Here is a 23,470-nt window from a genome sequence, read left to right as displayed (position 1 = left end):
CCCAATTTTATTGGGCTAGAGCCTGTTTTTTCTCATAAACGGGGGCATGGCCGGCGGTCACGGGCAGGTTTTGCACATTGCTGGCTGCAATCACGCCGCCCCCCAAGCAGACATCTCCCTGGTACAGCACGGCCGACTGGCCCGGCGTCACTGCCCACTGGGCTTCGGTAAACGCCAGTTCGCAGGTTGCGCCGGTAGCGCTGCGCAGCTCGCAGGAGGCGTCCGCCTGCCGGTAGCGTGTTTTGGCTGCCAGGGCGCCGGGTGCTGGCGCGCTGCCGGCCACCCAGCTGCAGTCCTGCGCCTGCAGCACGGTCGATTGCAGCCAGGGGTGGCCATGGCCCTGCACCACCCACAGCGTATTCGTTTCAAGGTCCTTGCGCGCCACGAACCAGGGCTCGTGTTCCCCCACGCCGCGCAGCCCGAGTGCCTGTACCGCCTTGAGCTCGGCGCCCTTGGCCTTCACGCCGCCTATGCCCAGGCCCTGGCGCTGGCCGAGTGTGTAGAAGGACAAGCCCACATGTTCGCCCAGTACGCGGCCCTTGTCGTTCCTGATGGGGCCGGGTTCTTTGGCGATGTAGCGGTTCAGGAATTCGCGGAAAGGCCGCTCACCAATGAAGCAGATGCCGGTGGAGTCCTTTTTCTTCGCGTTGGGCAGGCCGATCTCGTCGGCGATGCGGCGTACCTCGGTCTTGCGCAGCTCACCCACAGGGAACAGCGTTTTGGACAGCTGCGCCTGGTTCAGGCGGTGCAGAAAGTAGCTTTGGTCCTTGGCCGGGTCCAGGCCTTTGAGCAGCTCGTGCAGGCCGGTGGTTTCGTTGTGGCGAACCCTGGCGTAATGCCCGGTCGCGATTTTTTCAGCGCCCAGCCGCATGGCATGGTCCAGAAAAGCCTTGAACTTGATCTCGGCGTTGCACAGGATGTCCGGGTTGGGTGTGCGGCCGGCCTGGTATTCGCGCAGGAATTCGGCGAAGACGCGGTCCTTGTAGTCGGCGGCAAAGTTGACGTGTTCGATCTCGATGCCGATCACGTCCGCCACGGCCGCGGCGTCGACAAAATCGATGTTGGACGAGCAGAATTCGCTGTCGTCGTCATCTTCCCAGTTCTTCATGAAGATGCCGATGACCTCGTGGCCCTGCTGTTTGAGCAGCCAGGCAGTAACGGCGGAGTCGACCCCGCCGCTCAGGCCGACGACGATCCGTTGCCGCCTGCCGTCGTGGCTGTGTGTGCTGATTTGCGTGTTGCCCATGCCCCATTGTAAAAAGGCGAGGGCTTTTGCGCCGGCTCCGGGCCTTCCGGCCCTGTTGGCCATGCGGCCGACGGCCGGCGAAGGGTGCCCGTCGGGGGTAAACCGCTGGTTGGCGAGCCATTCGGACTATTGTCGATGGCCGCACCGCGCCGGCGCAGTCGTTTCCAGCACAATGGAAAGCCTCATTTTTGCAGGAGCTGCCACTTTGCAACGACGTCACTTTCTTTCCCGTACCGGGCAGGCCGTCACGGCTGCCGGCATGGCCACCGGGCTGCCATGGCTTTCGTCACTGGCCCAGGCCGCAGGCCTCAAACCCGTGGGCAAGGCCCAGGCTTTCGACTACGCGACTCTCAAGGGCCAGGCGCGCGAGCTGTCGGCCAAACCCTACCGGCCCCGGTCAACGGCCTTGCCGGCCGGTATTTCGGACCTGAACTGGGACCAGCACCAGGCCATCCGCTTTCGGGACGACCATGCCTTGTGGGGCGATGACAAGCTGCGTTTCGTGGCGAAGTTTTTCCACCTCGGCCTGTTTTACAAGACGCCGGTGCGCATGCATGAAGTGAGCAACGGCCAGGCGCAGGAACTGGCCTACGACCCGGCCATGTTTGATTACGGGAAAAGCGGCGTGCGGGGCGACAAACTGCCCGCTGATCTCGGTTTTGCCGGCTTTCGCCTGAATTTTCATACCGATCCTGTGCGTGACGTGGCGGCATTCCTCGGCGCGAGCTACTTTCGCGCCGTGGGCGGCGAATGGCAGTATGGCCAGTCGGCACGGGGCCTGGCCATCGACACGGCGCAACCTTTCCCGGAAGAGTTCCCGGATTTCATTGGCTATTGGCTCGAAAAACCGGACCCGAAATCCGCTTCGCTGACCGTTTATGCGTTGCTGGACTCGCCGAGCGTCAGCGGTGCCTACCGCTTTGTGATCACGCCCGGCGACACGCAGATCATGGACCTGGACGTAGCGCTGTACCCGCGCAAAACCATTGACCGCCTGGGCATTGCGCCGTGCACCAGCATGTTCCAGACCGGCGAGAACGACAGGCGCATGGGCTGGGACTGGCGTGGGGAAATCCACGACACCGACGGCCTGGCCATGCACAGCGGCACGGGCGAATGGCTGTGGCGCCCGTTGACCAACCCGGCGCAACTGCAGTTCAACGCCTTCCAGGACAACAATCCGCGCGGTTTTGGCCTGATGCAGCGCGACCGGAACTTTGACCATTACCAGGACGACGGTGTGTTCTATGAAAAACGCCCGAGCCTGTGGGTCGAGCCCAGGGCCGGCTGGGGCGCGGGCACGGTACAGCTGGTGGAAATCCCGACCGTGGACGAAACCTTTGACAACATCGTGGCCTTCTGGAACCCGAAAGATAAGCCGCAGGCAGGGCAGGAGCTGCTCTTTTCTTACCGGCTGCACTGGGGTGGCGAGCCGCCCGCCGCGCAAGGCCCGCTGGCGCGTTGCGTGGCCACGCGCACCGGCCTCGGCGGCGTGGTCGGGCAGAAGCGCACTGCCTACTCACGGCGGTTTGCGGTCGATTTTGCGGGCGGAGACTTCGCCTTGCTGAACCGCGGGGCCCAGGTCAAGGCCGTGATCACCGCCTCGCGCGGCACGATTGAATTGACGTCGGCCCGGCCGCTGGATGCCATCAAGGGATGGCGCGCCATGTTCGATCTGCGCCCTGATGGCGACAGCACGGCGCCCATCAACCTGCGCATGCATTTGCAGGTCGACGGCCAGTCAATGACGGAAACCTGGCTGTACCAATGGACGCCGCCGCCGGTGGCGCAGCGGATTCTCTACTGAGGACTGCGCTGGCCCAGCGGTGCATGCACGCTGGGATCCGTGGTCACCAGCCCCAGCGGGTAGCGCTTGCCGGCCAGGTAGTCTTCCATGCAAGTCAGCAGCAGGGGGCTGCGGTGCATGGGGACGCTGGCCCGGATTTCGTCGGCCGTCAGCCACAGGGTGCGCACAATACCTTCGTCCAGCGCCTGGCCGGGCATGTGCTCACCGAGTTCGCCGCAGAACGCGAAGCGCAGGTAGGTGATGTCCAGCGGCTCGTCCTGGCCGGGTATGGCCCGCTCGAAGCGCGACAGGTAGACGCCGACGATGGCGGTGGGCTTGAAGTGGAAGGCGGTTTCTTCCAGCGTTTCGCGGGCGCAGCCCTGCACCGGGCTTTCGCCCGGGTCCAGGTGGCCGGCGGGGTTGTTGAGTTTCAGGCCGTCCCGGGTTTCCTCTTCCACCAGCAGGAATTTGGGGACGCCGTCGATTATTTTTTCTATGACCGCAGCGACCGTGACGCTGGGCTTCCATCGATTGTTCATGGCCGTGATTATCCGTGTCGCGGATGACAGTTCTTCCGGGTATTTTTTTCCCGGCCCGGGCGAGCGGGGCTCTAGGGCATCGGCGCCGTGTGGGCGGCGCCGAATCCCCGGGCAAAGCTTTCGCGCAGGTGCTCGACAAAATACTGCACCGCTTTGGGCACCTGGGCCGACCAGGGCCGCAGGGCGTAGATGCGCTCGCCGAAAAAACCCTGCACCTGCCAGTCGGGCAGCACGTGCACCAGGGGCGGCCGTCCCGATGAAGCCCCGCCGCCCGCAGGCACGCTGAAGTCCGGCAGCAGGCCAATGCCCAGGCCGGCTATCAGCGCTTCGCGCAGGACCTCGCTGTTGTTGGCTTTCAGGGTGCCGGTGATGTTGACGCCGACCTGCTCGCGCGATTTGCGCTTGCCGCTGCGCACAAAGGTCCAGCTCGCGGTGTTGTGGCTGCCCAGGTAGAGCAGGCAGTCGTGCGCGGCGAGTTCCGCCGGCTGCGTGGGTATGCCGCGCCGCGCCAGGTAGTCGGGGCTGGCCAGCAGGGTGGAGCGCGTCTCGCACAGCACCCACGCCACATGGGTGTCGGGCGGCGCGTTGGTGTGGCGTATCGCCAGGTCAAAGCCCTCGTTGGCCAGGTTCACAAAACGGTCGGTCAGCTCGAGCTCGATGTGGATGTCGGGAAATCGCTTGAGGAAGGCCGCCACGCAGGGCGCCAGGTGCTGGCGTCCCAGCGCGACCGGCGCCGTCACGCGGATCAGCCCGCGCGGCGTGCCCACCAGGTCTTTCACGGCCGAATAGCTCTCGCTGATGCGGTTGAAGGCCGGCTGCATGCCGTTGACCAGCTGCTGGCCGGCCTCGGTCAAGCCTACCGAACGTGTGGTGCGCCGCACCAGCGTCACGCCTGCGGCGCGCTCCAGTTCGCTGATGCGCATGCTGGCCGAGGCCTTGGAGACACCAAGGCGTCGCGCCGTCTCGGTGAAGCTGCGGGTGGCAGCCAGCACGGTCAGCAGGTGCAGGTCGGCCACAAGGGGAGAAAGCTGGTCGGAGGACATCGGTAAAGCGCCCTAAGGGCGGGTGATTGTTCAAAAATATGAACAATGTAATCACAAATGAGGGAGTTATCAATCCGGCCCCGCGCGCCTAGACTGCCATCAAGCCGACCCTTTCGGCGCTTGCAACCCGCCGCCAGGCCCTTCCAGAGGATTCCCCCATGTCTTTATCCCCCGCCGCCACCGCTCCTCAGGCCACCATAGGCCACTACCTGAACGGGCGCGTCGCCGCGCCTTCGTCGGGCCGCAGCCAGGAAGTCTTTAACCCCGCGACAGGGGCGGTATCAGGCCATGTGGCGCTGGCCAGCACGGCGGAAGTCGATGCTGCCGTGGCGTCCGCGCAGGCGGCCTTCCCGGCGTGGGCGGACACGCCGCCGCTGCGCCGCGCGCGTGTGCTGTTCAAATTCCTGGAGCTGCTGAACCAGAACAAGGACAAGCTGGCCCACATGATCACCGCCGAACACGGCAAGGTCTTCACTGATGCACAAGGCGAGGTCTCGCGAGGCATCGACATCGTGGAATTCGCCTGCGGCATCCCCCAACTTCTCAAGGGCGACTTCACCGACCAGGTCTCCACCGGCATCGATAACTGGACGCTGCGCCAGCCGCTCGGTGTGGTGGCCGGCATCACGCCCTTCAACTTCCCTGTGATGGTGCCGATGTGGATGTTCCCGGTGGCGATCGCCGCCGGCAACTGTTTTGTCCTGAAGCCCAGCCCGATCGATCCGAGCCCCAGCCTCTTCATGGCCGACCTGCTCAAGCAGGCCGGCTTGCCCGACGGCGTCTTCAATGTGGTGCAGGGCGACAAGGAAGCGGTCGATGCGCTGCTGGTGCACCCGGATGTGAAGGCCGTGTCCTTCGTCGGCTCCACCCCGATCGCCAACTACATCTACGAAACCGGCGCGCGCCACGGCAAGCGCGTGCAGGCCCTGGGCGGTGCAAAGAACCACATGGTGGTCATGCCTGACGCCGACCTCGAGCAGGCGGTGGATGCGCTGATAGGCGCGGGTTACGGCTCGGCTGGCGAGCGCTGCATGGCGATCTCGGTGGCCGTGCTGGTGGGCAATGTGGCTGAGAAGCTCATTCCCATGCTGGAAGCGCGCGCCAAAACACTGGTGATCAAAAACGGTGTGGAACTTGACGCAGAGATGGGTCCCATCGTCACATCGGCCGCGCACCAGCGCATCACCGGCTATATCGACACCGGTGTGAAAGAAGGCGCCAAACTGCTGGTCGACGGCCGCACCTTCACTGGCGCCAAGGCCGGCAAGGGCTGCGACAAGGGATTCTGGATGGGTGGCACGCTGTTTGACCACGTCACGCCCGGGATGCGCATCTACAAGGAAGAAATCTTCGGCCCGGTGCTGGGCTGTGTGCGCGTCAAAGACTTCGCCGAGGCGGTGAACCTTATCAACGCCCATGAGTTCGGCAACGGCGTGAGCTGCTTTACCCGCGACGGTAACGTGGCGCGCGAATTCAGCCGCCGCATCGAAGTCGGAATGGTCGGCATCAATGTGCCGATTCCGGTGCCCATGGCGTGGCACGGGTTCGGCGGCTGGAAAAAGAGCCTCTTCGGCGACATGCACGCCTATGGCGAAGAAGGCGTGCGCTTCTATACCAAGCAAAAGTCCATCATGCAGCGCTGGCCCGAGAGCATCGGCAAGGGCGCCGAGTTCGTGATGCCTACAGCCAAATAGCGCTTCAGCCATCAAGGCAAGCCAGCCTCACCCGCCATGCGCTGGCCGGTGGGGCTTTTTTATTGCGCGGCTTGACTCGGGTCAAAAACTGTAGACTGCCCTGACAAAAATTTGCAAAAAACTCATGTAAGCTTCATGACAGGTACAAAAACGGATACGCAGACAGACATACCAAAGCAGATCGCGCGCAAGCCCGTCCTGGGCTGACGTCAATCAAACCAACACCAACGTACTGAGGAGAGACCCATGCTCATTGGGGTACCCGCCGAAATCACGGCCGGAGAAACACGCGTCGCCATCACGCCTGAAACGGCCAAAAAACTCAAGGCCCAGGGGCATACCGTTCGCGTGCAGTCGGGCGCTGGCGTGGCAGCCAGCGTTCCCGACGAGGCTTACACCGCCGTCGGCGCGGAAATCACCGATGCAGCAGGCGCTTACAGCGCCGACATCGTCCTCAAGGTGCGTTGCCCGCTGGACAGCGAAATGGGCCTAGCCAAAGCCGGCGGCGTGCTGGTCGGCATGCTCAACCCTTTTGACGCCGCCGGCCTGCAGCGCCTGGCCGCGGGCAAGCTGACATCGTTCGCGCTCGAAGCCGCGCCGCGCACCAGCCGCGCGCAAAGCATGGACGTGCTGTCCTCCCAGGCCAATATCGCCGGCTACAAGGCCGTGATGATGGCGGCCGACCGCTACCAGCGTTTCTTCCCCATGCTGATGACGGCGGCCGGCACGGTCAAGGCCGCGCGCGTGGTGATCCTGGGTGTCGGCGTGGCCGGCCTGCAGGCCATCGCCACGGCCAAGCGCCTGGGCGCGGTCATCGAGGCCAGCGACGTGCGCCCCAGCGTGAAGGAGCAGGTCGAATCGCTGGGCGGCAAGTTCATTGACGTGCCCTATGAGACCGACGAAGAGCGCGTAGCCGCCGTCGGTGTGGGTGGTTATGCCAAACCCATGCCGCCGAGCTGGCTGGAACGGCAAAAGGCCGAGGTCGCCAAGCGCGTGGCGCAGGCCGACGTGGTCATCACCACGGCGCTGATTCCGGGCCGCGCGGCCCCGGTGCTGGTTACCGAGGACATGGTCAAGGCCATGAAGCCCGGCAGCGTGATCGTCGACCTGGCCGCGCCGCAGGGCGGAAACTGCCCGCTCACCGAAGCCGGCAAGACCGTGGTCAAGCACGGTGTGACCCTGATCGGTGAAACCAATGTGCCGGCGCTTGTCGCCGCCGATGCCAGCGCGCTGTACGCGCGCAACCTGCTCGACTTCCTCAAGCTCATCATCACCAAAGAGGGTGAACTGAAGATCGACCTCGAAGACGACATCGTGGCAGCCTGCCTGATGACGCAGGGCGGCGACGTCAAACGTAAATAAGCGCACCGGACCGACCGGACCCTTCGGACCCAACGTAACAAGCCGGCGCCAGCCGGCGCAGCTCTCGGAGAAGACCATGGATGCAGTGTCACCCACCATCATCAACCTGATTATTTTTGTACTGGCCATCTACGTGGGTTACCACGTGGTGTGGACCGTCACGCCGGCCCTGCACACGCCGCTGATGGCGGTGACCAATGCGATTTCGGCCATCGTGATCGTGGGCGCCATGCTGGCGGCCGCGCTGACCGAAACCCCTCTCGGTAAAACCATGGGTTGGCTGGCGGTGGCGCTGGCGGCGGTGAACGTCTTCGGCGGCTTTCTGGTGACGCGCCGCATGCTGGAGATGTTCCGCAAGAAAGACAAGAAAGCTGCCGCGCCCGCTGAAGGAGCCGCCAAATGAGCATGAACCTCGTCACGCTGCTGTACCTGGTGGCTTCGGTCTTTTTCATCCAGGCGCTCAAGGGCCTGTCCCACCCGACCACGTCGATACGCGGCAACATCTTCGGCATGGCCGGCATGACGATTGCCGTGCTGACGACCGGTGCGCTGATTGTTGAAACCTCAGGCGGCAAGGCCGTGGGCATGGTCTATGTATTGAGCGCCCTGCTGGTCGGCGGCACCGCAGGTACGCTGATGGCCAAGCGCGTCGAGATGACCAAGATGCCTGAGCTGGTCGCCTTCATGCACAGCATGATCGGCCTTGCCGCAGTGTTCATCGGTGTCGCAGCCGTTGCTGAACCTCATGCTTTCGGCATCGTTGCCAAGGGCCAGCCGATTCCCGCAGGTAACCGGCTGGAGCTTTTCCTGGGTGCGGCCATCGGCGCGATTACCTTCAGCGGCTCGGTCATTGCCTTCGGCAAGCTCAGCGGCAAGTACAAGTTCCGCCTGTTCCAGGGCGCGCCGGTCACCTTCTCCGGCCAGCACATGCTGAACCTGGTGCTGGGTCTGGTCACCATTGGCCTGGGCCTGACCTTCATGCTGACCGGCAACTGGACCGCGTTTTTTGTCATGCTGGCGCTGAGCTTCGTGATGGGCGTGCTGATCATCATCCCGATCGGCGGCGCCGACATGCCGGTGGTGGTGTCCATGCTCAACAGCTACTCGGGCTGGGCGGCGGCCGGTATTGGTTTTTCGCTCAACAACTCCATGCTGATCATCGCCGGCTCGCTGGTCGGCTCGTCGGGCGCCATCCTTTCGTACATCATGTGCAAGGCGATGAACCGCTCCTTCTTCAACGTGATCCTGGGCGGTTTCGGCGGTGAGGCCGGTACGGCCGCCGCGGGTGCCAAGGAACAGCGTCCCGTCAAGTCGGGCTCCGCTGACGATGCGGCCTTCATCCTGGGCAATGCGGAAACCGTGATCATCGTGCCGGGCTACGGCCTGGCGGTCGCGCGTGCGCAACATTCGGTCAAGGAACTCGCGCAAAAGCTCATCGAGAAGGGCGTCAACGTCAAATACGCCATCCATCCGGTGGCCGGCCGCATGCCGGGCCACATGAACGTGCTGTTGGCCGAGGCCGAAGTGCCTTACGACCAGGTGCATGAAATGGAAGACATCAACGCCGAGTTCGGCCAGGCCGACGTCGCCATCATCCTGGGCGCCAACGACGTGGTGAACCCTGCCGCGCACGTCAAGGGCAGCGCCATCTACGGCATGCCCATCCTGGAGGCCTACAAGGCCAAGACGGTCATCGTCAACAAGCGCTCCATGGCGGCCGGCTATGCGGGCCTGGACAACGAACTTTTCTACATGGACAAGACCATGATGGTGTTCGGCGATGCCAAAAAAGTGATCGAAGACATGGGTAAGGCCATCGAATAAGCCCTGGCCACCGGGTTCCCGCGGCTCTGCGCTGCGGGCCTCTGCTGATTTAGAGAGCTTTCCCTCCTGATTTCCCGGTTTTCCTAGGGAAAACGCAATAGCCACGAAGAGGGCACACCATGAGAATCCATGGCAGTAAGCAACACGTAATGGAGAAGACAAACATGAATGCAGCGATCAACCCAGGGGTGATTGACCGCCCATGGCTCAAAGCCTATCCACCGGGCGTTCCTACCGATATCGACGCGTCCCAGTACCCGTCGCTGGTCGCGCTGATGGAGGAAAGCTTCAAGAAGTACGGCAGCCGCGTGGCCTACAGCTTCATGGGCAAGGACGTCACCTTCGGCCAGACGGACAGCCTGTCGCTCGCCTTCGGCGCCTACCTGCAGAGCCTGGGCCTGGCCAAGGGCGACCGCATCGCCATCATGATGCCCAACGTGCCGCAGTACCCGGTGGCCGTGGCCGCCATCCTGCGCGCCGGGTATGTGGTGGTCAATGTCAACCCGCTGTACACCCCGCGCGAACTGGAGCACCAGCTCAAGGATTCGGGCTCCAAGGCGATTGTCATCATCGAGAACTTCGCCAATACGCTGGAGCAGTGCATTGCCGCCACGCCGGTCAAGCACGTGGTGCTGTGCGCCATGGGCGACCAGCTGGGCATGCTCAAGGGTGCACTCGTCAACTATGTGGTGCGCAACGTCAAGAAAATGGTGCCGCCCTTCAACCTGCCCGGCGCCGTGCGTTTTAACGACGCCGTCGCGCAAGGCACGCGCCTGACGCTCAAGCGCCCCGACATCAAGCCCGAAGATGTCGCCGTGCTCCAGTACACCGGCGGCACTACCGGTGTCTCCAAAGGCGCCGTCCTGCTGCACCGCAACGTGATCGCCAACGTGTTGCAGTCCGAAGCCTGGAACAGCCCGGCCATGGCCGCCTTGCCGTCCGACCAGCAGCTCACGTATGTCTGCGCGCTGCCGCTGTATCACATCTTCGCCTTCACGGTGAACATGATGCTGGGCATGCGGACCGGCGGCAAAAACATCCTGATCCCCAATCCGCGCGACTTGCCCGCGGTGCTCAAAGAGCTGTCCAAGCACAAGATCAACAGCTTTCCCGCGGTCAACACGCTGTTCAACGGCCTGGCCAACCACCCTGACTTCAACACGGTCGACTGGTCGCACCTGAAGATTTCGCTCGGCGGCGGCATGGCGGTCACGGGCGCGGTCGCCAAGCTGTGGCTCGAAAAAACCGGTTGCCCCGTCTGCGAAGGCTACGGCCTGTCCGAGACCTCACCCTCGGCCAGCTGCAACCCGACCAACAGCAAGGCCTTCACCGGCACCATCGGCGTGCCGATTCCCGGCACTTACTTCAAGCTGCTTGACGACGACGGCAACGAAGTGCCGCCCGGCCAGCCCGGCGAGATCGCCATCAAGGGCCCGCAGGTCATGGCAGGCTACTGGCAGCGCCCCGATGAGACGGCCAAGGTCATGACACCCGACGGCTACTTCAAGTCCGGCGACATCGGCGTGCTCGATGAAAACGGCTTCTTCAAGATCGTCGACCGCAAGAAAGACATGATCCTGGTGAGCGGCTTCAACGTCTACCCGAACGAGATCGAAGACGTGGTCTCCAAGCTCGAGGGCGTGATGGAATGCGCCTGCGTGGGCGTGGCCGACGAGAAGTCCGGCGAAGCCGTGAAACTCGTCATCGTCAAGAAAAACCCCGACCTGACCGAAGCCCAGGTGCGCGAATACTGCAAGACCAACCTGACCGGCTATAAACAGCCCAAGGTGGTGGAGTTCCGCACCGATCTGCCCAAGACACCGGTCGGCAAAATCCTTCGCCGCGAACTGCGCGACAAAAAATAAACAGCAAGTTTCAGAGCTCGCCGCGCTTGCGCGGCAAGTTTTCTAGAGGGCGGCGCAGGCTGCCCTTTTTTCTGGGCGCTAGTATTGAAAGCACGGGCAGAATCAGGGCATGACTTCCGTTGACACATTTCCCCAAGCCCCCACCGCCATCCTCAGCGCCCTTGCCGAAGAACAGTCCGGCCTGATTGATCTGCTGGAAAACGCGCGGCGGGTAAAGCACGCTGGCCGTGAGTTCTGGCTTGGCATCCTGCACGGCCACCCCGTCGTGCTGGTGCTGGCACGCATCGGCAAGGTGGCGGCAACCACCACGGCAGTCGCGCTGATCGAGCACTTCAAAGTCGGCCGCATTATCTTTACCGGTGTAGCCGGCGGGCTGGGCGAAAGCGTGAATGTGGGCGATGTGGTGGTGGCCGACAGTTTTGTGCAGCATGACATGGATGCATCACCGCTGTTTCCCCGTTATGAAGTGCCGCTGTATGGCAGGACGGTTTTTGAAAGCAACGCAGCATTGACGGCGTTGTTGCACGCGGCGGCGCTGGCTGCCGGTACGGTGCCGGCGTATCCATCTGCGCGCGTCCATCGCGGGCTGATGATCAGCGGTGATCGCTTTGTCTGCGGCGCCCAGGAAGCAGCCGGTATCCGTGCAGGGCTGATGGCTGCAGGCCATACGCCGCTGGCGGTCGAGATGGAGGGCGCGGCCGTGGCGCAGGTTTGCCATGACTACGGCGTGGCGTTTGCGTCGGTGAGAACGATTTCCGACCGTGCCGACGACACCGCGCACGTGGACTTTCCGGCATTTGTGGCAGAAGTGGCCAGCGTCTATGCGCGCGCCATTGTCGAAAAGCTGCTGCCGGAAATTTCTGCCTGAACGAATGCTATTAATTTGATAGCTGTTCGCGCTGGTCTTTATTGGGCTGGAGGCTTATTTCGTACAAAATTCAGCGCCACAGGCCAACTCAGAGCCGCCCCAAGCGGTCCGGAACGCGGGAGACCGCCTTATTGCAGCCAGCCGCGCTTCCTGAAGTACCACATGGGCACCACCGCGCTCGCAATCATCAGCCCCAGTGCATACGGGTAGCCATAAGCCCATTCCAGTTCGGGGAAGTAGCCCTTGAAGTTCATGCCGTACACACTGGCGATCAGCGTGGGTGGCAACAGGGCAACGCTGGCCACCGAGAAGATCTTGATGATCTTGTTCTGGTTGATGTTGATGAAACCGACCGTCGCGTCCATCAGGAAGTTGATCTTGTCGAAAAGGAAGGCGGTGTGTGAATCGAGCGAGTCGATGTCGCGCAGAATCTGACGCGCCTCCTCGAACTGCTCGGCATTGAGCATTTTGCTGCGCATCATGAAGCTCACGGCGCGGCGCGTGTCCATCATGTTGCGGCGGATCCGGCCGTTCAGGTCTTCGTGGCGTGCGATGGCGCCCAGCACTTCACCGGCCAGGGCGTCGGTCACATCGCCCGACAGCACCTGCGCACTGACCTTTTCGAGCTCGACATAAACGCCTTCCAGCGTATCGGCCGAATACTCCGCATCGGCGTCAAACAGCTTGAGCAGCACTTCCTTGGCGTCTTCAATCAGTCCGGGTGCACGGCGCGCGCGCATGCGCAGCAGCCTGAACACCGGTACATCCTCATCGTGGATGGAAAACAGCACGCCCTTGCTTTTGAGGTCGTCGTTGACCAGGTTCAGGATGAAGGCGACACGCACCGTGCGCGGCTCGGCATCATCGGCGATGAGGAAGTCGGAGCGGATGTGCAGTTCGCCGTTGTCTTCTTCATAGAAACGCGCGGACTCCTCGATGTCCTCGTCCATAGCGTCTTCGGGAATGGACAGGCCGTAGTACTGCTTGATCCAGCGTTTTTCTTCGAGGGTGGGAGATTCCAGGTCGACCCAGATGGGCTGGAATTTCGAGAGTTCTTCCAGGGACTCGATTTCTTCCTGGAAAAGCCGGCCGTTGGCAAGCGTGAAAATATTGAGCATGACTGGCTGCCTATCGGTTCAGGAGCGTGCGCAAGGCATGCGGCGGGGCCTTGCGCAAAGCGCGGTAAAGGGCGGTGGGATGTGGCGTCGCTTTCAACCCCCTTCAGCGCCAGCCTTTGCAAGCCTGCGTCAGTCTGCGGTGTTGAAAGCTAGCGACTAGGGCTGCTTTCCAAGGATTTCTCCGTAATGAATAAGCGGCGATTATGGCATTCCAATCCTGGTTTATCCACCGTCGGTTCTACATAAAGAAGTCGATGAGTTCGCTTTTGCGTGCATAGGCATCGCGCTCTCCCAAGGCCATCAGCGCCTTCACAAAGCCCGGCTCGAAAAGCAGGTAGCTCGCCAGCGCGGCGCCTCCCGGGCTGCCTTTGGCGCCCAGCGCACCAAGGCCTGCGAGCGCGTTGTAGGTGCCGGCCGGCAGTTCGCCCGCGTGGGCCTGGGCCAGCGCGTCGAGTGACTGCGAAGGCGCGATCGCCAGGATGTCTACGGGCCGGTAGGGCATGACGGCCGCGATTTCCCTCGGCATTTGCCGCACGGTCTTGCTCACGCGCTGGGCTTGTTCCACGTCAGCCTGCAGCGTGTCCTGAAACACGCTGGCCATGGCGTGGCCGGCAATGGCGCCCAGCGTCGGCTTGCCGCTTACGCTGGGCCCGTTGCCGCCCACAAAACCGGCACGCTCGGGCTGCCCGACCCCAATCACCAGCACTTTGCTTGCCCCCAGGTGCAGGGCCGGCGACAGGGGCGAACTCTGGCGCATGGAGCCATCTCCAAAATACTCGCGGTGACCATCCACCCAAAGCGGCGTGGAAGGGAACAGGAAAGGGATGGCGCTGGAGGCCATCAGGTGTTCGATGGTGACGGGTTGAAACTCCGCTCGCCGGCCCGGCCGGCTCCACAGGTCGGCATGGCGGCCGGCGGCCATCTGGCAAAACGTCCAGTGCAGGCCGCTGCTATAGCTGGACGCTGTGATGGCCAGCGCATGAAGGGTTTTTTCCTGGAGGGCCTGGTCGATATGGCTCAGCGAGATGGCGTGGTGCAAGGTATCGACCAGAGGGGTGTTGTCCAGCAGGGACTGCTGCGCACGCACCTGCTGCGATAAAAACAGCGCTGCCGCAATCCGGCTTGAGCGGATCCATGCCGGAACCTTGAGTTTGTAGACCTGTGACGAGCGCAAGGTGGTCCAGAAACTGGCCAGCTGGCCAAACGCCTGCAAACCCTCACCGGCACGGGCGGCGAGAAAGGCGGCATTCAGTGCGCCAGCCGAGGTGCCCACCAGTATCTTGAACGGGAATGTCTGGTTGGCCGCGCCGCCCTGCAAACCGAGCATGGTCGACAGGGCGTGCAGCACACCCGCTTGGTAGGCGGTGCGTGCACCGCCGCCCATGAGGACGAGTGCATTTTGATCCTCGTCAGGCCGGGTCAGCGCGGAGGAAATGATGGTTTCAAGCGACATGGCCGGGCCGGATGTGCGGCGAACGCGTTGAAAACAAGGGGGGCATCGCTGGTATGGCTGGTTGTTATGGTTTTGGACCGCGGCGGGAACTTCTTTTTGATTGTTTTGCCATGGCTCGCGGCTGCAGGTCACCGCGGGCAAAGTCCAAAGTCAATTGTTTCAGCATGATGCCGACACGGAGGACTTCCTGCAAGCGTGCTGCCCCAGCCGCTGCGCCGTATGAGGCCGCGGAAAAGCCAGAAGAATCAAGGGCTCTCAGGCCTCGGCGGGATGAAGCGCTGGCACTGCCACGCGCTGCGAAATGAGGGTCAAGGTGTTTTTCATAAGGTTTCATTATTTATTGCAGCGCAAGGTTGCAATTGCAGGGTATAGCGCGCATAGTAAATCCAAGAGAGTGTCCCCGTCTGCTGCTTCGCCGCATGGGCCCTGCAGTGTTTTCAACCCAGCTCCAACCTTGGAATAGGAGTCTCTTTATGAACTTGACGATCAGCGGCCACCATCTTGAAGTTACCCCCGCGCTGCGCGGTTATGTGACAAGCAAGCTGGATCGGATTACCCGGCATTTCGACCAGGTAGTAGATGTAAAAGTCCTGTTGACAGTGGACAACATGAAAGAAAAGGAAAGACGCCAGCGGGCTGAATGCAATGTGCATGTCAAGGGCCGCGACCTGTTTGCCGAGAGTTCCCACGCTGATCTTTACGCCGCCGTTGATGAGTTGACGGACAAGCTGGACCGCCAGGTTGGACGTTACAAAACCAAAACCCAGGATCACCACCACGTTGCCGCCAAGCGTCAGGCCTGAAGGCTCCCACCGGTATTGCCTTTGCGCGGTGTACGGCTACCGGAAGGAGCCGTATTTCCTGCAGATTCCCTGTAGTGTGAAGGCGCAAACCCCCGCCGCAGGCCGTCCTCGAAGTAGTGAGTTGCGGGGCGCCTGCAGGGCCAGTGCAAAACAGGTGCAAAAGCCGCTTGTGTCGTCAAGCGGCTTTTTTATGCCATTTTTTGCAGTCAACCCGCTGCAAAGTGCATAATTCGGCGACTAAAAGATTGTTATGAACCGTCTTTCGCAAATTTTGCCCTCCTCCCAGGTTCTGGTTCGTGTTGAAGCGACCAGCAAGAAACGTGCTTTTGAAGAAGCCGGATTGCTGTTTGAAAACCAGCACGGCCTGAACCGCGCGTTGATCACTGACAGCCTGTTCGCACGTGAGCGCCTGGGTTCCACCGGGCTTGGCCACGGTGTGGCGATTCCGCACGGCCGCATCAAGGGCCTTAAAGCGCCCATGGCCGCGGTTTTTCTGCTGCAGTCGCCCATTGGCTTTGATGCGCCGGATGAACAGGCCGTGGCCTTGCTGATTTTTTTGCTGGTCCCCGAAGCCGCCACGCAGAAGCACCTTGAAATCCTTTCGGAAATTGCCGAGTTGCTCAGCGACAGCACCTTGCGCGAGCAACTCAAGAGCAGCACCGATGCCGCTGGACTGCACAACCTGATCGCTTCCTGGCACTCTGTCCACGAAGTCAGTTCTTAGTACGGGCCTGTCCCGAATCACAGGACGGCATGAAGCCCACCGTTGTCAGCGCCGACGTTTTATTTGAAGATCACCGCGCCGCCCTGAAGTGGGAATGGGTGGCTGGCCTTGGGGCATCCGAACGGCGCTTTGACGAAGTGGCCGTGCGTGCCGCGCGCTCCGGCGCCGACCTGGTCGGCTACCTTAATTACATCCATCCCTATCGCGTTCAGATCCTGGGCGAGCGCGAGGTTGCCTACCTTACCAATGCCAGCCCCGAGGACTGCGCCCGCCGCATTTCGCGCATCATCACGCTGGAGCCTCCCGTGCTGGTGGTTGCCGATGGGCAGACTGCGCCGGACACGCTGCTGTCGATGTGTGAGCGTGCGCAGTTGCCCATGTTTTCCACGCCGGAGTCCGCTGCTTTCGTCATTGACGTGCTTCGGGCCTATTTGTCCAAACACTTTGCCGACCGCACCTCAATGCATGGCGTGTTCATGGATATCCTGGGCCTGGGCGTCATGATCACCGGTGAATCCGGTCTGGGCAAAAGCGAGCTGGGCCTGGAGCTGATCTCACGCGGGCACGGCCTGGTGGCCGACGACGCGGTGGACCTGTACCGGATCAACCAGACCACGATTGAGGGGCGTTGCCCCGAACTCCTGCAGAACCTGCTGGAAGTGCGGGGTATCGGCCTGCTGGACATCAAGGCCATTTTTGGCGAGACGGCGGTTCGCCGCAAGATGCGCCTCAAAATGATCGTGCACCTGGTGCGCCGCGAGACCCTGGAGCGCGACTATGAACGCATTCCCTACGAGCCACTGACACAGGACGTGCTGGGCATTCCCGTGCGCAAGGTCATCATCCAGGTGGAGGCGGGCCGCAATATCGCCGTGCTGGTTGAGGCCGCAGTGCGCAATGCGATTCTGCAGCTCCGCGGCATCAATACCTACCAGGAATTTGTGGAACGGCACCGCAAGGCCATGGAACAGGATGATTAGCCCCCACGCTTTTCACTGCGTGTAATGCGCTGCCCCCGAGGGGGCAGCTGCGCCTGCGGCCCGGCAAAGCCAGTTCCGCGGCCCCTGCTGGTACAGAAACCTGGCGGTTTCCAGCTCCGGTCCTCAGCGCGACCTCGAACCGCTCGCTACGGTTTCTTCACACCTTCGCCGTCTCAATCCATCTGCTATCAAGTTGATAGCTGCCTGCCCACGCCGGTAACGGGCTAGGGTCATTTTTACTCAAAAATCAAGCGTGATGGTGCCGCACCGGTGTGCCGGTGCGGTTGGGGCACTTGTCCTTGGTGCAGTTGGCATAGATCGACAGCGAATGGTCGGCAATGGCGAAACCTTTGCCCTTGGCGACGGCGTTCTGGCGTTTTTCGATCTCGGCGTCGTAAAACTCTTCAACTTTGCCGCAATCCAGGCAGACCAGGTGGTCATGGTGCTGGCCTTCGTTGATTTCATAGACTGCTTTGCCCGACTCGAAATTGCTGCGGTTCAGCAGCCCGGCCTGCTCGAACTGGGTCAGCACCCGGTAGACCGTGGCCAGGCCGATGTCCGACCGGTCTTCCAGCAACACGCGGAACACATCTTCGGCTGTCATATGGCGTTGTTTGCCTGCCTGGAAAATTTCCAGGATTTTCAGGCGCGGCAGGGTTGCCTTGAGACCGGTGTTCTTCAACTCGTCAATGTTGCTCATGGAAACTCTCTGGGTGAAACCGCTGTGTAAAGCGGTGGTGCGACCCTTCTGGGCGAGTGCCGGCCGGGAGCCCCCAGCCGCTACAATGAACAATCATATCGCTACACCTCCTTACTATGTCAGCCATGCCTGCAAATCATCGTTACAGCGCCCAAACCGCGCTCTTGCTTCTGGCCTGCACGGTACTGGCATCCTGCGGCAGCCTGAGCAAGGTGAGCGACAGTTCAATTAATCCGGTTAACTGGGTCACCCCCTATAAAGTGGACGTTATCCAAGGCAATTTTGTCTCCAAAGAGCAGGTTGAGCTGCTTCGCCCGGGCATGGCACGCGACCAGGTGAAGGCCATCCTGGGCACACCCCTGATGGCCAGCCTGTTCCATGGGGATCGCTGGGATTACGTCTTCACCCTGAAGCGCCAGGGCGTGGAACCCCAGTCGTACAAGTACACCGTATTCTTCAAGGGTGACCAGCTGGAGCGTTTTGAAGGTGACGCCATGCCCAGCGAGAGCGAATTCATCGCCAAACTGGGTAACAAGCGCAAACTGGGCGAAATCCCGGTGCTGGAAGCCACCGAGGAGCAGCTCACCAAGGCCGCAGCCAAGTCCAGGCCCGCTTCGGAAACTGCTTCGGCGCCCGCCAGCGTGCCTGCCGGCTCACCGACTGCCTCCTATCCGCCGCTCGAGAGCCCGAAACAGTGAGCGCGGCCAGCTCTATCCAGGCGACCCAGGCCCGACAGCACCGGGTCGCGGTGGCGGGTGCCAGTGGCCGCATGGGCCAGATGCTGATTGAAGCGGTCAACGCCAGTACCGATTGCCAGCTGACCGGCGCGCTCGATATAGCTGCCAGCCCGTCTATCGGCATCGACGCCGCCGCGTTCACTGGTCGCGCCAGCGGTGTCCTCATCGGCGCTGACATACGCCAGGGCCTGGAAAATTCCGGCGTACTGATTGACTTCACACGCCCTGAAGGCACCTTGGCTCATCTGGCTGTTTGCCGCGAGCTGGGTGTCAAGCTGGTGATCGGAACGACCGGTTTTTCCGACGCGCAGAAAGCCGAAATCGCCGCGGCCGCCAAAGACATTGCCATCGTCATGGCACCCAACATGAGCGTGGGCGTCAACGTCACGTTCAAGCTGCTCGAGATGGCGGCCCAAGCCCTGTCGACGGGCTATGACATCGAAATCGTCGAAGCGCACCACCGTCACAAGGTCGACGCGCCCTCCGGCACCGCGCTCAAGATGGGCGAGGTCATCGCCGAAGCGCTGGGCCGCGACCTGAAAGACTGCGGCGTCTATGCCCGCGAAGGCGTGACGGGCGAACGCGACCCGCTGTCCATCGGCTTTTCCGCCGTGCGCGGCGGCGACGTCGTGGGTGACCACACCGTCATGTTCCTGGGCACCGGAGAGCGCATAGAGATCAGCCACAAGTCGTCAAGCCGCAGCAACTATGCCCAGGGCAGTCTGCGCGCGGCCCGGTTCCTGGGCGCCCATGCCACCGGTCTTTTCGACATGTTTGATGTGCTGGGCCTGAAAAAATGAATCCGGCGCCGGTCACGCCAGCGCTGCAGGACTGACGCTGATGGACTTCATGAGCCTGATGACCCAGGGCGGCGCCGTCAGCATGATCGTGGCCTTGCTGCTGCTGGCCATGTCGGTCGCCAGCTGGGTCGTAATTCTCTGGAAGGCCTGGCTGCTTCACCGCGCCGGCGGTGACGTGGCGCGCAGCACCGCCGCATTCTGGCAATCAAGCTCTGTGGAGCAGGCACGCGAGAAAGTGACAGCCTTTGACCGCGAAGCGCTGGTGCTCCCGCTCATCGCCGCCACAGACATCCAGGCCAGCGGCACGCTGGCCTCGGCAGGCGACAAATCCCAGCAACTCACCCGCGTCCTGCGTGACGCGCTGCACGGCGTGTTGCACAAACTGCAATTCGGCCAGGTGCTGCTGGCTACCGTCGGCTCTACCGCCCCCTTTGTGGGCTTGCTGGGCACGGTTTGGGGCATCTACCACGCGCTGGTGGGCATCGCCTCGGCCGGGCAGATCACCATCGACAAGGTCTCAGGCCCCGTCGGCGAGGCGCTCATCATGACGGCCGCAGGCCTGGCGGTGGCCATCCCGGCTGTGCTGGCCTACAACGTGTTCGGGCGCTACATCGGCCGCATCGAGGCCGATCTTGAAGGCTTTGCCCGCGATTTACGCGAGCTGTTAACGCACAAGGGCTAGCCAGATGGCTTTTGGACGTTTAGAGCGCACACAAGGCCCGCAGCCCATGAGTGACATCAACGTCACGCCGCTGGTTGACGTGATGCTGGTGCTGGTCGTGATCTTCATCATCACCGCGCCCTTGCTGGCCAGCACCATCCCGCTCAGCCTGCCCAAAACCGATGCCGCCCAGCCGGCCGCCACACCGAAGTTTGTGACGCTGGTGGTCGACAAAACCGGCGAGGCCTTCCTGAACGACCGGCCGCTCAGCCTCGACGAACTGGCGCAGCAGCTGGCCGAAACCGCCCGCCAGAACCCCGACACCGAGATCCAGTTGCGGGCCGATGAAGGCGTGGCGTACGGCAAGGTGGTGCAGGTGATGGGCCTGGCGCAAAAGGCCGGCCTCAATCGCATCGGTTTCGTGGCTGACCCCGGGCCGCTTGTGGCCGCCCCGCGCAAGTAACCCGCCCGGCGCGGCCCAGCCCCTAAAATCGGGGATTCGCGTCGAAAAGACTGTGAGGCCCGCCCGGCCAGCCTTTTCATCGCTTCCTGGCTTTTTGCCGCTTTCGATTTCCGTACTTTTCGTTTTCCGCTTTCCGGTTCTCCATGCAAGACAAATACAACCACCTCGACGTTGAGCGCGATGCTCAAGCCCACTGGACCGCAGCCGACGCCTACCGCGTGACGGAAGACGCCAGCCGCAAGAAGTACTACGCCTGCTCCATGCTGCCCTATCCAAGTGGCAAGCTGCACATGGGCCATGTGCGCAACTACACCATCAACGACATGCTCACGCGCCACCTGCGCATGAAGGGCTACAACGTGTTGATGCCCATGGGCTGGGACGCCTTCGGCCTGCCGGCCGAGAACGCCGCCATGAAAAACGGCGTGCCGCCGGCGAAGTGGACCTACGACAACATCGCCTACATGAAGAAACAGATGCAGGCGATGGGACTGGCCATCGACTGGAGCCGCGAAGTCGCCACCTGCGACGCGAGCTATTACAAGTGGAACCAGTGGCTCTTTTTGAAGATGCTGGAAAAAGGCATCGCCTACCGCAAGACCCAGGTCGTGAACTGGGACCCGGTCGACCAGACCGTGCTGGCCAACGAACAGGTGATTGACGGAAAAGGCTGGCGCACCGGCGCCGTGGTGGAAAAGCGCGAGATCCCGGGCTACTACCTCAAGATCACCCAGTACGCCGACGAGCTGCTCGACAGCGTCAGCAACAAGCTGCCCGGCTGGCCCGAACGCGTCAAGCTGATGCAGGAAAACTGGATCGGCAAGAGCGAAGGCGTGCGCTTTGCCTTCACGCACGACATCCAGGATGCTTCCGGCAAGCTCATCGGCGACGGGAAGATGTATGTCTTCACCACACGCGCCGACACCATCATGGGTGTGACCTTCTGCGCCGTGGCGCCCGAGCACCCGCTGGCCCAGCATGCCGCCGCGTCCAATCCAAAGATCGCTGCCTTCATCGAAGAATCCAAAGCCGGCGGCACGACCGAAGCCGAGCTCGCCACGCAAGAGAAAAAAGGCGTGGCCACAGGCCTCTTCGTCACGCACCCGCTCACCGGCGACAAGGTCGAAGTCTGGGTCGGCAACTACGTGCTCATGAGCTATGGCGACGGCGCCGTGATGGGCGTTCCCGCGCATGACGAACGCGACTTCGAGTTCGCCCAAAAATACAAGCTGCCGATCAAGCAGGTGGTTGACGTCAAGGGCCAGTCCTACAGCCTGGATGCCTGGGCCGACTGGTACGGCGACAAGCAGCAGGGCGTGACCATCAATTCCGGCAAATACGACGGCCTGGGCTTCAAGGCTGCAGTAGACGCCGTGGCCGCCGATCTCGCAGCCAAGGGCCTGGGTGAGAAAAAAACCACCTGGCGCCTGCGCGACTGGGGCGTGAGCCGCCAGCGCTATTGGGGCACGCCGATCCCCATCATCCACTGCGAAGCGCACGGCGCCGTGCCGGTGCCTGAAAAAGACCTGCCTGTGGTGCTGCCGCAAGATTGCGTGCCTGACGGCTCGGGCAACCCGCTGCACAAACACGCGGGCTTTCACGCCGGCGTGGTCTGCCCCGTCTGCGGCAAGCCAGGCCGCCGCGAAACCGACACCATGGACACCTTTGTCGATTCGTCCTGGTACTTCATGCGCTATTGCGACCCGAAGAACGACGAGAAGATGGTGGCCGAAGGCGCCAACTACTGGATGCCGATGGACCAGTACATCGGCGGCATCGAGCACGCCATCCTGCATTTGCTCTATGCGCGCTTCTGGACCAAGGTCATGCGTGACCTCGGCCTGGTGAAAGTCGACGAGCCTTTTACGAAGCTGCTCACGCAGGGCATGGTGCTCAACGAGGCTTTCTCGCGCGTCACCACCGGCAAGCAATATTTCTGGGCGCATGAGCTCGACATCGTGCGCGACGAGCACGCTAAGGTGATCTCTGCCACCTCCAAGGCTGACGGCCTGCCGGTGCCTTACGAAGGCTGGACCACCATGTCCAAGTCCAAGAACAACGGCGTCGACCCGCAGGACCTGATCGAGAAGTACGGCGCGGACACCGCCCGGCTCTACACCATGTTCACCGCGCCGCCCGACACCACCCTCGAGTGGAACGACGCCGCGCTGGAAGGCTCTTACCGCTTTTTGCGCCGCGTCTGGAACTTCGGTGTCAAGCTTCATGCTATGAATTCAGGAGCTGATGACCAAGGCGACACCTCGGCTGCAGCCTCTTTTGACAAGGAAGCCAAGGCACTGCGCCTGGAAATCCACACGGTGCTCAAGCAGATCGACTACGACTACCAGCGCATGCAATACAACACGGTGGTGTCGGGCAACATGAAATTGCTGAACGCCATGGAGGACTTTAAAGGCGCGCCATCGGCCGGTGCAAATGCGGCGCTGCGCGAAGGCTTCAGCATCCTGCTGCGCTGCCTCTACCCGGCTACGCCGCATCTGGCGCATGCGCTGTGGTCCCAACTTGGCTACGCCGCGCAGCACGGCGAACTGCTCGACGCTCCCTGGCCTGAAGTCGACGCGGCCGCGCTGCAGCAGGACGAGATCGAGCTGGTGCTGCAGATCAACGGCAAACTGCGCGGGTCTGTCACCGTTCCCGCTGGGGCCGACAAAGCTGCCATCGAGGCCGCGGCGTTGGCGTCGGAGGCTTTCACGAAGCAGGCCGCGGGCGCACCCCCCAAGAAGGTGATCGTGGTGCCAGGCCGGTTGGTCAACATCGTTGTCTGAGTTTTTGAGACCGCTTCA

Annotated in this window: 21 protein-coding genes; 15 read left to right on the top strand and 6 right to left on the bottom strand. The window is 62.3% G+C overall.

Going from position 1 to position 23,470, the window contains the following annotated elements; all coding sequences use genetic code 11:
• Positions 1–7: 7 nt before the first annotated feature.
• Positions 8–1,246 carry a tRNA 2-thiouridine(34) synthase MnmA gene (gene mnmA / locus ACQ4MS_RS07450; RefSeq protein WP_431098764.1) on the bottom strand — a complete coding sequence of 413 codons (1,239 nt, stop codon included), beginning with the start codon at positions 1,244–1,246 and terminating at the stop codon, positions 8–10.
• 205 nt (positions 1,247–1,451) lie between these two features.
• Here mnmA and ACQ4MS_RS07445 point away from each other — a divergent pair, with 205 nt between their 5' ends.
• A complete protein-coding gene (locus ACQ4MS_RS07445) occupies positions 1,452–3,053 on the top strand; it encodes a glucan biosynthesis protein (protein ID WP_431098763.1) in 1,602 nt (533 codons plus the stop codon).
• On the opposite strand, the gene ACQ4MS_RS07440 is transcribed toward ACQ4MS_RS07445, so the two are convergent.
• Both ACQ4MS_RS07440 and ACQ4MS_RS07435 read right to left on the bottom strand, forming a co-directional pair.
• Positions 3,047–3,571, bottom strand: a complete 525-nt coding sequence (locus ACQ4MS_RS07440) for an NUDIX hydrolase (protein ID WP_431098762.1) — start codon at positions 3,569–3,571, stop codon at positions 3,047–3,049. The two genes, ACQ4MS_RS07445 and ACQ4MS_RS07440, sit on opposite strands and share 7 nt — an antisense overlap.
• 71 nt (positions 3,572–3,642) lie before the next feature.
• Positions 3,643–4,614: a LysR family transcriptional regulator gene (locus tag ACQ4MS_RS07435; RefSeq protein WP_431098760.1), complete on the bottom strand. Its 972-nt coding sequence runs from the start codon at positions 4,612–4,614 to the stop codon at positions 3,643–3,645.
• A gap of 158 nt (positions 4,615–4,772) precedes the next feature.
• Here ACQ4MS_RS07435 and ACQ4MS_RS07430 point away from each other — a divergent pair, with 158 nt between their 5' ends.
• From ACQ4MS_RS07430 to ACQ4MS_RS07405, 6 genes are all read left to right on the top strand, one after another.
• Positions 4,773–6,308, top strand: coding sequence for a CoA-acylating methylmalonate-semialdehyde dehydrogenase (locus tag ACQ4MS_RS07430; RefSeq protein ID WP_431098759.1), 1,536 nt, complete (start codon positions 4,773–4,775; stop codon positions 6,306–6,308).
• A gap of 246 nt (positions 6,309–6,554) precedes the next feature.
• A complete protein-coding gene (locus ACQ4MS_RS07425; protein WP_431098758.1) occupies positions 6,555–7,670 on the top strand; it encodes a Re/Si-specific NAD(P)(+) transhydrogenase subunit alpha in 1,116 nt (371 codons plus the stop codon).
• Between the two features lie 76 nt (positions 7,671–7,746).
• Positions 7,747–8,073: an NAD(P) transhydrogenase subunit alpha gene (locus ACQ4MS_RS07420; protein WP_431098756.1), complete on the top strand. Its 327-nt coding sequence runs from the start codon at positions 7,747–7,749 to the stop codon at positions 8,071–8,073.
• Positions 8,070–9,494 carry an NAD(P)(+) transhydrogenase (Re/Si-specific) subunit beta gene (locus ACQ4MS_RS07415; RefSeq protein ID WP_431098754.1) on the top strand — a complete coding sequence of 475 codons (1,425 nt, stop codon included), beginning with the start codon at positions 8,070–8,072 and terminating at the stop codon, positions 9,492–9,494. Before ACQ4MS_RS07420 ends, ACQ4MS_RS07415 begins: the two co-directional genes overlap by 4 nt.
• Before the next feature lie 188 nt (positions 9,495–9,682).
• Positions 9,683–11,359 (top strand): long-chain-fatty-acid--CoA ligase, encoded by a 1,677-nt coding sequence (locus ACQ4MS_RS07410; RefSeq protein WP_431099553.1) that lies wholly within the window; start codon positions 9,683–9,685, stop codon positions 11,357–11,359.
• A gap of 109 nt (positions 11,360–11,468) precedes the next feature.
• Positions 11,469–12,227 carry a 5'-methylthioadenosine/adenosylhomocysteine nucleosidase gene (locus ACQ4MS_RS07405; RefSeq protein ID WP_431098753.1) on the top strand — a complete coding sequence of 253 codons (759 nt, stop codon included), beginning with the start codon at positions 11,469–11,471 and terminating at the stop codon, positions 12,225–12,227.
• A 128-nt stretch (positions 12,228–12,355) separates the two neighbouring features.
• Here the strand turns inward: ACQ4MS_RS07405 and corA are convergent, their stop codons facing one another.
• Entirely contained in the window at positions 12,356–13,345 is a 990-nt protein-coding gene (corA, locus tag ACQ4MS_RS07400) for a magnesium/cobalt transporter CorA (RefSeq protein ID WP_431098751.1), read from the bottom strand.
• A 238-nt stretch (positions 13,346–13,583) separates the two neighbouring features.
• Positions 13,584–14,798, bottom strand: a complete 1,215-nt coding sequence (locus ACQ4MS_RS07395) for a patatin-like phospholipase family protein (RefSeq protein WP_431098749.1) — start codon at positions 14,796–14,798, stop codon at positions 13,584–13,586.
• A 473-nt stretch (positions 14,799–15,271) separates the two neighbouring features.
• Here ACQ4MS_RS07395 and hpf point away from each other — a divergent pair, with 473 nt between their 5' ends.
• The 3 genes from hpf (at position 15,272) to hprK (ending at position 17,305) form a co-directional block, all read left to right on the top strand.
• Entirely contained in the window at positions 15,272–15,601 is a 330-nt protein-coding gene (gene hpf / locus ACQ4MS_RS07390; protein ID WP_348049304.1) for a ribosome hibernation-promoting factor, HPF/YfiA family, read from the top strand.
• Between the two features lie 250 nt (positions 15,602–15,851).
• Positions 15,852–16,325, top strand: coding sequence for a PTS sugar transporter subunit IIA (locus ACQ4MS_RS07385; protein WP_431098748.1), 474 nt, complete (start codon positions 15,852–15,854; stop codon positions 16,323–16,325).
• A 29-nt stretch (positions 16,326–16,354) separates the two neighbouring features.
• Positions 16,355–17,305: an HPr(Ser) kinase/phosphatase gene (gene hprK, locus ACQ4MS_RS07380; protein WP_431098746.1), complete on the top strand. Its 951-nt coding sequence runs from the start codon at positions 16,355–16,357 to the stop codon at positions 17,303–17,305.
• 247 nt (positions 17,306–17,552) lie between these two features.
• Here the strand turns inward: hprK and fur are convergent, their stop codons facing one another.
• On the bottom strand, positions 17,553–18,005 hold the full coding sequence (gene fur, locus ACQ4MS_RS07375; RefSeq protein WP_431098744.1) for a ferric iron uptake transcriptional regulator: 453 nt from the start codon (positions 18,003–18,005) through the stop codon (positions 17,553–17,555).
• Between the two features lie 125 nt (positions 18,006–18,130).
• On the opposite strand from fur, the gene ACQ4MS_RS07370 reads away from it, so the two are divergent.
• From ACQ4MS_RS07370 to leuS, 5 genes are all read left to right on the top strand, one after another.
• Positions 18,131–18,703 (top strand): outer membrane protein assembly factor BamE, encoded by a 573-nt coding sequence (locus ACQ4MS_RS07370; protein WP_431098743.1) that lies wholly within the window; start codon positions 18,131–18,133, stop codon positions 18,701–18,703.
• Positions 18,700–19,542, top strand: a complete 843-nt coding sequence (gene dapB, locus ACQ4MS_RS07365; protein ID WP_431098742.1) for a 4-hydroxy-tetrahydrodipicolinate reductase — start codon at positions 18,700–18,702, stop codon at positions 19,540–19,542. Before ACQ4MS_RS07370 ends, dapB begins: the two co-directional genes overlap by 4 nt.
• Positions 19,543–19,582: 40 nt before the next feature.
• Positions 19,583–20,224, top strand: coding sequence for a MotA/TolQ/ExbB proton channel family protein (locus ACQ4MS_RS07360; protein WP_431098741.1), 642 nt, complete (start codon positions 19,583–19,585; stop codon positions 20,222–20,224).
• 4 nt (positions 20,225–20,228) lie between these two features.
• Complete coding sequence (locus tag ACQ4MS_RS07355) at positions 20,229–20,666, top strand: ExbD/TolR family protein (protein ID WP_431098740.1); 438 nt, start codon at positions 20,229–20,231, stop codon at positions 20,664–20,666.
• A 143-nt stretch (positions 20,667–20,809) separates the two neighbouring features.
• Positions 20,810–23,452 carry a leucine--tRNA ligase gene (gene leuS / locus ACQ4MS_RS07350; RefSeq protein ID WP_431098739.1) on the top strand — a complete coding sequence of 881 codons (2,643 nt, stop codon included), beginning with the start codon at positions 20,810–20,812 and terminating at the stop codon, positions 23,450–23,452.
• Positions 23,453–23,470 lie beyond the last annotated feature (18 nt).

Source organism: Polaromonas aquatica, from assembly GCF_050626995.1.
Classification (GTDB): domain Bacteria; phylum Pseudomonadota; class Gammaproteobacteria; order Burkholderiales; family Burkholderiaceae_C; genus Polaromonas; species Polaromonas aquatica_A.
The sequence above is the reverse complement of the archived record's forward strand: the minus strand, read 5'-3'. Positions and strand labels throughout refer to the sequence as shown.